At 41.0% G+C, this 7,278-nt stretch carries 3 protein-coding genes and 2 pseudogenes; all 5 read right to left on the bottom strand.

All coding sequences use genetic code 11. The features are described from left to right. Positions 1 to 3: 3 nt before the first annotated feature. Entirely contained in the window at positions 4 to 444 is a 441-nt protein-coding gene (locus ABLA85_RS05165) for a restriction endonuclease subunit S (protein WP_367961963.1), read from the bottom strand. Next, positions 441 to 1,997: a type I restriction-modification system subunit M gene (locus ABLA85_RS05160; RefSeq protein ID WP_367961962.1), complete on the bottom strand. Its 1,557-nt coding sequence runs from the start codon at positions 1,995 to 1,997 to the stop codon at positions 441 to 443. Before ABLA85_RS05160 ends, ABLA85_RS05165 begins: the two co-directional genes overlap by 4 nt. 619 nt (positions 1,998 to 2,616) lie before the next feature. Beyond that, positions 2,617 to 4,489: pseudogene (locus tag ABLA85_RS05155) on the bottom strand (primase-helicase zinc-binding domain-containing protein). Between the two features lie 100 nt (positions 4,490 to 4,589). Beyond that, positions 4,590 to 5,607: pseudogene (locus ABLA85_RS05150) on the bottom strand (tyrosine-type recombinase/integrase). 392 nt (positions 5,608 to 5,999) lie between these two features. Next, a complete protein-coding gene (locus ABLA85_RS05145) occupies positions 6,000 to 6,167 on the bottom strand; it encodes a hypothetical protein (RefSeq protein WP_367961959.1) in 168 nt (55 codons plus the stop codon). Positions 6,168 to 7,278: the final 1,111 nt, after the last annotated feature.

Genomic DNA, 7,278 nt, shown 5'->3' with positions numbered 1-7,278 from the left:
TAATTAAGGGACACAACCTAGGATTTTTTCAACCTGATGACTCATTAGCTTAGGATTACCCATGCCAGAATACACGTATTTTTTTGCTTCGATTGATAGCCAATAAAATAAAAACTTGTAGTTCAATTTATTATCGTCGTTTAACTTTATCAATCCGCAAACGTTGGTTATTGAGAACTTACCAGTTCGATAAAAAACTGTTCCCGCATTCGCACCATCGGTTGTCCAACTAACATAATTCCCCTCAAAGTCATATGTGCTGATTTTCCCAATCTCCCCATTTTTTGCTGTTTGGGAACTATATACGGGATAATTTCCAATATTATCAAATAGATATTCTTTTGACATCACTCTGCCACGTCTTAATGTTGCCAGCTCTCCTAAGGTCATCCATTCCACCTCAACGCCATCAAGCAATTTTTCCATAAAGCTCATATTGCTCATGCTTCACTCTCCGTACCTTCAATCTCAGCAATAATGGCATCAATATCCGTCCGTAACTGATCGATTTTTTTAACCGTGGTCTTTAATTCGGCATTGAGTTTTGTAATATCAATTACTTCGCGGTTATCTTTAACTTCGACATAACTACTCACCGACAGGTTGTAATCGTTAGCAACGATGGCTTCAAAACTGACCGATTTTGCAAAATGTTCAACATCATCTTTGCTGTCGAAGACCTGTATGATCTGTTCGATATGATTGTCGGTAAGTATGTTGTTATTGGTTTCTTTTTTAAACAGAGAGCTTGCATCAATAAACTGAGTAGTGGTGTCTGTTTTGTGTTTAGACATCACAAGAATGTTGACAGCAATGGTCGTGCCAAAAAATAGGTTAGGCGCTAATGAGATTACGGTTTCAACATAGTTGTTATCTACCAGATATTGGCGGATCTTTTGCTCAGCGCCACCACGGTAAAAAATACCGGGGAAGCAAACAATCGCTGCACGGCCTTTACTGGATAAGTAACTCAATGCGTGCAGTACAAAGGCAAAATCGGCTTTGGATTTCGGCGCTAATACGCCAGCAGGAGCAAAGCGGTCATCATTGATCAGTGTTGGGTCATCACTGCCAATCCATTTCACCGAATACGGTGGATTAGAAACGATAGCATCGAAGGGCTTGTCATCACCGAAATACGGATCTAGCAGGGTATTACCTAGTGCGATATTGAACTTGTCGTAGTTAATATTGTGTAAAAACATATTCATACGCGCAAGGTTATAGGTGGTATGATTAATCTCCTGACCAAAGAAACCATCTTCAATAATATGGTCATCGAAGTGTTTTTTGGCTTGTAATAGCAATGAGCCAGAACCTGCGGCGGGATCATAGATTTTATTAACGCTGGTCTGCCCGTGCATGGCAAGCTGAGCTATTAGCCTAGAAACGTGTTGTGGTGTAAAAAATTCACCACCTGATTTACCTGCATTAGCAGCATAGTTAGAGATTAAAAACTCGTAAGCATCACCAAACAGATCAATCTTGTTATTTTCAAACTGACCAAATTGAAGTCCTGCTACACCTTTTAATACGGCGGCTAAGCGGGTATTTTTATCTTTAACAGTATTACCTAAACGATTACTAGTGGTATCAAAATCAGCAAAAAGGCCTTTGATCTCAGCTTCAGATGGGTAACCGCTAGCTGAGCTTTCAATAGCGACAAAAATACTATTTAAATCTTTGTTTAAATTTTCATTTTTATTGGCATTTTTGGCAATATTGGCAAACAGCTGGCTTGGATAAATAAAATAGCCTTTGGTTTTAATGGCATCATCTTTAATCTCGTCAGTGATAATATCATCTGAAAGATCAGCATAATTGATACTCTCATCACCGCCTTCAATGTAGTTTGCAAAATTTTCACTTATAAAACGATAAAACAGCGTACCCAGTACATACTGTTTGAAATCCCAGCCATCCACCGAGCCTCTTACATCGTTAGCAATTTGCCAGATTTGACGCTGTAACTCGGCGCGTTGTTGGGTACTTGTCATTATAAAACTCCACTATTAATACGTTTTTGAAAGGCCATCGGCCTATAAGCAGTCCGCTATTATAACGAGTAAAGACGCTCTAATCATTTTGAATCGCTACAAGTTTAGTAGACGTCTCTAGGCCATTCTGAACTTCTTCCAATCTGATAGACAATTCAGCCTATATTTTGCTCATGGCAACTTGATGTGGCAGACTAATTTTGGTTTGCTTAAAGTGAGAAACTGACGCGCTATGCTTGTCTTCTCCGAGTTACCGGGCTAATAAATTAACCCAGTAACTCAGAGAGCTGAAAGATCACCTGCCAGAGAAAACATTTTACCTACCCCCCTCCCTATTAAAAAATTATGGATAAAACTGTTCACCCTGTTCACCTTTGAATAATTTTATTTAAATTCATATTGTTAAAGGGTGATGAGTTGAAATTAAACTCTTCACTACTCTTCACCCAACCGTTCACCTTCAACCAGAAAAAAGGTGAACAGTGATGAATAGTTGTGAACAGTTTTAAAATAACTATTCACCCTGTAATACATTGATATATCTTATTTAAATTGTAGGGTGAACAGTGGTGAACACTTTTTTATATTTCTTTGAAAAATGCCTGTTATCAGAAAAAATTTATTCTTCTGGCTGGCTATTCCTTGTCAGTTTAGGCATCCATTCGATAGCGGTATCAAGATTCAGGCTCAGATTGCTACGAATGCCCTGTTTACTTTTCTTGCGTAAATATTGCTGGCTGTATTCTGCCAACGCGCCCGGCATATCCATGCCAAAACGAGTCACGGAAACAGGTTTATTCAGGTTATTGCCTTTCATATAAGCAAGGTAGGCGTGATAAAGGTACTTACGAGGGTTGAACGGCATAATTTCCGCATTGCCGATAAACAAGCCGTCAGCTTCATGGGAAGCAATAAGATAACCGCAAAAATCGACCAGTGGATCTGTACCGCGTTTGATATCCAGCGCCTCCGCAGATTTCTGTTGCTCTGCCAGTAAACGCCTCGCTGATTGTGGATCAGCAAATTGATGCAGCAAATGCCGGATAATCACGGGCAATTCTGCTGCGATTTTATCCCGTAGGAGCGGATCACGTTCATTTTCCGGTACGACTTCGGAAAAATTGAAAATCACCCGACGCCGCGATACTCCGCCACTGCGATCACTGAAACTCATAGCATTATTATTTACTGCCAGCACTACCGCAGAAATACGGGTTGAATAGGGCTGTTTATGCTTCGGATCAATAGCAACTTCATCGCCTCCAGTAATTGCCTTGATGCCGGAACCATCGCCCACATAACGGGTTTGGTCTGGCAGGATAATCAGCGAATAGCCGACAATCAACGCCCGTTCCCGTGGGTTTTCCAGTGCTGCCATACTTCCCCGCGCTGGCTGGCTCTCATCTGACATAGTGTCAATTTTGCAGGCTCGGCATCATTATTAAACTGAATGGCTGCTTTTTTCTTGATTGATGTCGGTTGATAAAGCCCCTGAGTAAAGGCTCGTTGTGCTATTTCCACACCGTGTTGCTGGCGATAATCGTCCCAATCAGCTTTATACTCTGTAGGCGGTACGTTACCCATCCGCTGATCGCTATGGCGGTTTTCTCTACTGCAACCTTGCCGATATTCTTTTTCAGCCTGCCGCTTTTGTCTCGTTCTTCCGGTTCGTGCCAATCGTTATCGGCGGCAATTATGATTCTGGAATTTGGATACTGCGCTCTAACCTGCTCGGCAACAATCAATAGATTACTTTCATCAATCGCTGCCAGTACCACGCCTTTATGTAATTGACTGACTGTTAAATCTGTAGCGTAACCCTCGGTAATAATGAAAGTGCTAGGCGTTCCGGTAATTTCAGATACCGGGATAAAACTGCCTTTTTTCTGCGAACCGGAAACAAGACGTTTTTCGCCGTCCGGCTTGATGGTCTGTGCGCCGGTGATTGTGCCGCCCAGCTTTTGAGTAACCAGTAATAATGAACCGTCTTTTAACAATCTCTGATTGGAGCATTGTAGCCCCTTTTTCACCAGATATTGAGATTCACCCGTAACAACAGTGGCAACCAGTGCCGTGATGTGTTCTGCGATCGGTTTAGGGATATGAGTCGTCATTTTGGCTGGCTTGGGTTCTGGCAAAGGCAATGCCAGCACACCTGCAACAATTTTTGCAGCCTCAAAAACCGAAATTCCTTTGGTTTTTGCCACTAAATCCAGCCCATCACCATAGTTCGGAGCATCACATTGACGGCAGTGCCAATTGCTGTGATGGTGATCGTCGATAAAGTGGAAACGATCAGTACCGCCGCAGACAGGGCAAGCGCCATGTTTTCCCTTTGCCGGAACATCAACGCCACAGGCAGACAACAGGTTTTCCCAGTGATACTGGGCGGATTTTTTCACAGTTTGGATGAGTTCGAGCGGTTTTTGTTCGTCTGTTTTATCTGAAGATGTAAATTTAGGGTGAGTTTGGTTAGACTGTGCATCAGCCATCATCGTTACCTCGTATAACGGTTTGGTCAGACGCCTCAGATGTGTTACAGCACTCTGGGGCGTTGCTTTTTATGTTACTTTTCTTAAAAAATCTCTATCTTTATGCCCTCTTGCCAAATTTTCCGATCAGGACATTTTCGCCTCGTTCCAGCATCTCCATATAATCCGCATACCATTGCAGCATTTCCCGACGACCATCCAGATATTGAGCGTGGTTGTAAGTGCCTCGAATACTGTTTTTATCGACGTGAGCAAGCTGTTTTTCAACCCATGCAGTGTTGAAGTCTTGATCATGTAGGATGGTGCTCATGGTGTGGCGGAAGCCGTGGCCTGTTGCCCGCCCTGAATATCCCATACGGCGGATCATGGATTGATTGCCATATCAGATATATGTTTTCTGTAGTCTGTACGGCTTGGAAATACATATTGATAACTGCCACTGATAGGCTGCATCTGCTTCAATAAATCGATAACTTGATCTGATAATGGCACTACATGAGTACGGCGCATTTTCATTTTTTCGGCTGGGATTGTCCAAACAGCCTTATCTAAATCAATTTCTGACCATTCAGCTTTGCGGAGTTCTCCCGGACGAACGCCAGTTAATTTCAGCATTCGCAATGCCGTTCTGACTATCTGGCTACCCATATATTTATCAATAGAGCGCAGAAATTCAGGTAATTCATCTACTGAAAGGTGGGCGTAGTGTTCGCGTTGGTGAGGGATAAAAGCACTCGCTAAATCGGGGGCTGGGTTATATTCAGCTCGTCCGGTGATAATTGCGTATTCCCAAATTTCGCCACAACGTTGACGGACTTTTTTTAACTTTTCAGTCGCCCCCGCGCTTTTCCATTCTCGAAAGAACATCCAGTAATTCCAGGGGCTTTATATCTGCTATTGGTCTATTGCCAATATAAGGAAATACGTCATTTTCAAAAGCACTCATCATGTCAGCGCGATTCCCTGCCGACCATCTATCTTTGCGTTTTTCGTACCATTCAAGAGTAATTTTTTCAAAAGTAGGTTCTATCAATAACCAAAGCCCATTTCCATCAGATAACGTAATAAACCTATGCTTTTGGCTTGGCTCTCTTAATTGCCACGTCTGTTAGCTTCATCATTTCACCCGTGTGTATAGGAAGATGTGTATAGGAAAAACTATACACAATTTCATGTCGCTTTCAGGAGATGTTAGGAGACATTAGGAGACTTGAATTTATTGTTATTTATTGATTTTATTTAGAAAAGTAGACTTTAAGAGATGCCGCTTGAAGGAGGAGGGAGCAATACATAATACTTAACATAATGATATTAAATAATTAATTAAATTCTATTTTTAGTTCTATACAAATTTCTATACAACTTACATTATACTAAGGCATCTCACCAGCTTAATTGTATAGCTGATGTGTTTTTAGTCCGTGATCTGGTATCTCCACACTCAATAAAACGAGGTCAGTACGTTTTACGCACCAACCTTGTGAGAGGTTGCGACGAATTTCGTCGGAACCTATGAAGCGATTGAGAAAACAGCCAACTTATAGCCCTGCCAGTAAGAAGCCTTTCCCGTAACGGTGATCACCTGCCCCTTCCGCAATAACATCACTGACAGCGCCACCTCATCAAAACCAACGACACATAACGGGTAATCACCGCTCTTATCACTCTGTACCTGCATGGTGGCCGACTATCAATTGTTCGTTCTTCTTCTGTCTTCGTGGCATTTGCCATCACCTATAGATGATCTGGTTTTTCAATCATCATAAAAATCAATACATTAAATACAAGTTATTCACTGCGAACGTATTACGTATTCAGTCATGAATTACATTAGGAAATTCCCGATTGGATTATCTTTTGACCTAAGCCCGAATTCGGGCTTTGCTTGCTGATAGATTTGCCGTCAGTCACTGAGTTACATTAAGTAACCCTGTAAGTGTAAGGTCATCAACTGCAAAAAATTTTTCAGTTGCTGACCTCACATAAGCAAAAGGTATAGAGGAAATCACCATACCTAAGGTGAGAAATCTCACCTTTAGATGGTCCTAATTTGGACTTTAATGATTTTAAAAAGCTTTTTCTGAACGGCTCAGACTCAAGCCCTCCTGTGTAGCTATTTTCACTATAAAGATTGAGTAAGTTGATTCAAAAATCACGCCCTAACGAAAAAAACGAAAAATAACTGTACATATCTGTACCATCGGTCATTGATTCAGTGACCAATGGCTCTGTTGTGATTTCCACAATGCAGCTTAAAGATGATCTCTTTTTTAAATCATAATAAAATTCAAGTGGTTAAAATTATTTTCGACGATAGGGGTTATGTCTATGAATTCCTACTCGACCGCCGCCACACTGAAATTCTTATCACTACCGACGAAATTCGTCGCCAGTCACAGCGTACATTTTTGTGCCAAGAACACTAAGCTCATTTTCATAATTTCTTTTCTCTTTATATATAAGTTAAGCAAATGGTGTTGTCTCAGTTGCCTCGGTTGTCTCAATCTACTTAAGGTATTGTTTTATAATGATTAATATCTAAAAATTGAGACAACTTACCCTATTTTATGTTGTCTCAATTTTATCTTTTGTATCGCGAATAACTCGTATAATATTGATAAATAAATATTTAATCTTGGATTTGATGTTGTCTCAATGAATAACCTTAGAACACCTATCTACCCGAACGCTTCTGGGGCAAATACCATTCAATCCAACAAAAGCAATGCGTTAATTTAAAAATACAACCCAATAAAACCACAATGGATGCGTGATTTTATCGACAACGT

Origin of the sequence: Xenorhabdus sp. SGI246 (assembly GCF_040838225.1) — a bacterium.
Classification (GTDB): Bacteria; Pseudomonadota; Gammaproteobacteria; order Enterobacterales; family Enterobacteriaceae; genus Xenorhabdus; species Xenorhabdus indica.
Note: the sequence above shows the minus strand (reverse complement) of the source record. Positions and strands in the feature narration are given on the sequence as shown.